Raw genomic sequence first — 3047 nt, 5'->3', positions numbered from 1 at the left:
CCACCAGCATCCCAAACATGACCCCCGGCATCACCGAGAGCCAACGTGAACCCCTTCACCAGAGGGGTCCCTTTTGGACGCCGATCACCCCTCTCAGGGGGGCCTTTTTCCACGCCGATTCACAGCCGAGCGCAGCCGGCTGGAGGCTCTGGCGACAGGCGAGCGCGACGAGGCGCTGCGCCGGCTGGAGGGCACCACCCGCCGCGTCGTGGTCGCGCAGCGCGACAACCGCGACGCCGAGCGCGAGGTCAACGAGGTCCTGCGCGCTCGGGAGCGGCTGATCCAGGACAACGAGACCGCCTATGAGCGCTATGCCCGCCGCCTCGAACGGCTCGGCGATCTCGTCCAGCGCAGCGAACGCGTCGGCCGGCCGCTGCCGGAGGAGACGATCGGCCGGGAGGCCAACGCCGCCATCGCCGAACTGGAGCAGGCCGAGGGGCGGCTGCGGCAGGACACCGAGCGGACGGGGGATGCTGCGCGCGAGCTCGGCCTTGCCTTCTCCTCGGCCTTCGAGGATGCCGTGGTGGAGGGCCGCGGCTTCGCCGAGCTGCTCAAGGGCCTGGAGCGCGACCTGCTGCGCATCGGCACGCGAAAGCTGGTCACCGAGCCGCTGGCGAATGCGGCCACCGGCCTGCTGAACTCCGCCCTGGCGGGCATCGGCAGCCTGTTCGCTGGCTCGGCTGTCGCCAGCGCCCGGGGGAATGCCTTCGGCCCGGGCGGCCTGATCCCCTTCGCGACGGGCGGCATCGTCGACCGGCCGACGGTGTTCCCCTTCGCGCGCGGTGTCGGGCTAATGGGCGAGGCGGGGCCGGAGGCGATCCTGCCGCTCCGGCGCGGGCGCAACGGCCGGCTCGGCGTCGAGGCGACCGCCGCGCCGATCAACGTCGTGTTCAACGTCAGCACGCCCGATGCCGGCTCGTTCCGCGCCAGCCAGGGCGCGATCCTGGCCGAGCTGAACCGCGCGCTGCGCCGGAGCCAGCGGAGCATCTGATGGCCTTCGATGACGTGCGCTTTCCCGATCGCATCGCACTCGGTGCGGAGGGCGGCCCGACCTTCGCGACCGTCATCACCACCTCGACCGGCGGCCACGAGCAGCGGCAGGCCAACTGGGCGGAGGCGCGCCGGCGTTACAACGTGGCGACGGGACTTAAGGGGCGCGCCGACGTCGAGACGCTGCTGGCCTTCTACATCGCCCGCCGCGGCCAGCTGCGCGGCTTCCGGTTCAAGGACTGGTCCGACTACCAGCTGCCGCGCCAGCCGATCGGAATGACGGACGGCACGCTCGCCATGTTCCAGATCACCAAGGCCTACAGCAGCGGCGGCGAGCAGGTGGCGCGGCGCATCACGCGGCCGGTCGCCGGCACCGTGCGCTGCTGGGTGGCCGGCACGGAGCGCACGATCGGCCCCGGCTCCGCGCAGTTCCAGGTGAACGTCGCCACCGGCGTGATCACCCTCGGCACGGCGCTGCGCGCGCCGGCAGACCAGGTGGTGGAGGCAAGCTGCGAGTTCGACGTGCCGGCGCGGTTCGACACCGACGCGCTGTCGCTCACGCTGCGCACCCATGACATCGGCGAGTGGTCCAGCATCCCCGTCGTGGAGTTGCGAGCATGAAAACCGTCTCCGCCGGCCTTGCCGCGCATCTCGCTGGCCAGGCCACCACGCTGGCTACGCTCTGGCGCGTCCAGCGCCGCGATGGCGCGGTCTTTCGCTTCACCGACCACGACCGCGACATCGCCTATGGCGGCGAAACCTACCTCGCCGCGCTCGGCTACCAGCGCGCGGGCATCACCACCGGCGCATCGCTGGCGGTGGACGAGACCGAGCTGCTCGGCCTGCTGGACAGCGCCGCGCTCGACCCGGCCGAACTCCGCTCCGGGCTGTGGGACCACGCTGAGGTGCGCATCTTCGCGGTGAACTACGCGAACCTGGCAGACGGTGGGCTGAAGCTTCGTCGCGGCCGGTTGGGCGAGGTCACGGCGCGCGACGACGGGTCCTTCAGCGCGGAACTGCGCGGCCTGGCGCAGCCGCTGCAGGCGGTGATCGGCGCGGTCTACCAGCCGGAGTGCCGCGCCGATCTCGGCGACAGCAGATGCAAGCTCAACCTCGCCATCGGTGCCGGTTGGACGCAGCAGGCGACTGTGGAGGCGCTGACCGACAGCACGACGCTGGTGCTCGCCGACGACGGCATCGCCGCCTTCGCCGGCAGCTACTTCGAGGGCGGCGTGGCCATCTGGCAGTCTGGCCCGAACGCCGGCATCGCGCGCGAGGTGCTCGCCTGGGATCAGGCCAGCCGCGCCCTGTCGCTCTTCGCGCCGCCGCCGGTAGCGCCGGCGCTCGGCGATGTGCTGCACCTCCAGCCAGGCTGCGACAAGCGCAAGGCAACCTGCCAGGCCGTGTTCGGCAACTACCTGAACTTCCGCGGCGAGCCCTTCGTGCCGAGCGTGCTGGCCACGGTGGCGACGCCGGCGTGACGGGCAAAACCATCGCCGAGGCCGCGCGCGGCTATCTCGGCACGCCGTGGCGGCATCTCGGCCGCAGCGCCACCGGCCTCGACTGCATCGGCCTGGTGCTGCTCGCCGCGCGCGACGCCGGCCGCGCGCTGCCCGACCCCGCGCCCTACGCGCGCGAGCCGCAGGGCACGCGCCTGCTGGAGGGCATCCTGGGCCACGCCCGCCGCGTCGGTTCGGTCGAGCCCGGCGACGTGCTGCTCTTCCGCATGGGCCTCTACGGCGGCCATGTCGGCATCGCCTCGATGCACCCCGATTGGCGTGTGCCTGCCTGCATTCACGCCTACGCCCCGCACCGCCGCGTCGTCGAGCAACCCATGGCGGGCGAGCTCGCCGCCGCCCTGATCGGCGCTTTTCGGCTGACGGAGTAGAGCATGGCCCAGCTTGCCGTGGCTGGAGGCGGCGCCGCGCTCGGCGCTGCCCTCGGCTCCGTCGTCCCCGGCGTCGGCACCCTGCTGGGCGCCCAGGTCGGCTGGGCGCTCGGCGGCGGCGCCCCGCCCGCTCGCGGCCGCCGCTGTCCGATTTCGGCTTTCCCGGCCG

At 72.8% G+C, this 3047-nt stretch carries 4 protein-coding genes; all 4 read left to right on the top strand.

Features of this window, described 5'->3' with window-relative positions:
• Positions 1–73: 73 nt before the first annotated feature.
• From AC1MIR_RS24500 to AC1MIR_RS24485, 4 genes are read left to right on the top strand one after another with little or no spacing between them, the layout of a single operon-like run.
• Entirely contained in the window at positions 74–991 is a 918-nt protein-coding gene (locus tag AC1MIR_RS24500; RefSeq protein WP_480030792.1) for a phage tail tape measure protein, read from the top strand.
• Entirely contained in the window at positions 991–1611 is a 621-nt protein-coding gene (locus AC1MIR_RS24495) for a DUF2460 domain-containing protein (RefSeq protein WP_480030791.1), read from the top strand. Before AC1MIR_RS24500 ends, AC1MIR_RS24495 begins: the two co-directional genes overlap by 1 nt.
• The gene (locus AC1MIR_RS24490) at positions 1608–2471 is read left to right on the top strand and encodes a DUF2163 domain-containing protein (RefSeq protein ID WP_480030790.1); all 864 of its coding nucleotides are present in this window, start codon (positions 1608–1610) and stop codon (positions 2469–2471) included. Before AC1MIR_RS24495 ends, AC1MIR_RS24490 begins: the two co-directional genes overlap by 4 nt.
• Positions 2468–2878, top strand: a complete 411-nt coding sequence (locus tag AC1MIR_RS24485; protein WP_480030789.1) for a C40 family peptidase — start codon at positions 2468–2470, stop codon at positions 2876–2878. The genes AC1MIR_RS24490 and AC1MIR_RS24485 overlap by 4 nt, the downstream gene beginning before the upstream one ends.
• Positions 2879–3047 lie beyond the last annotated feature (169 nt).

The organism is Falsiroseomonas sp. RANM36 (assembly GCF_056682175.1).
This window is presented reverse-complemented; position numbering and strand designations above follow the sequence as displayed.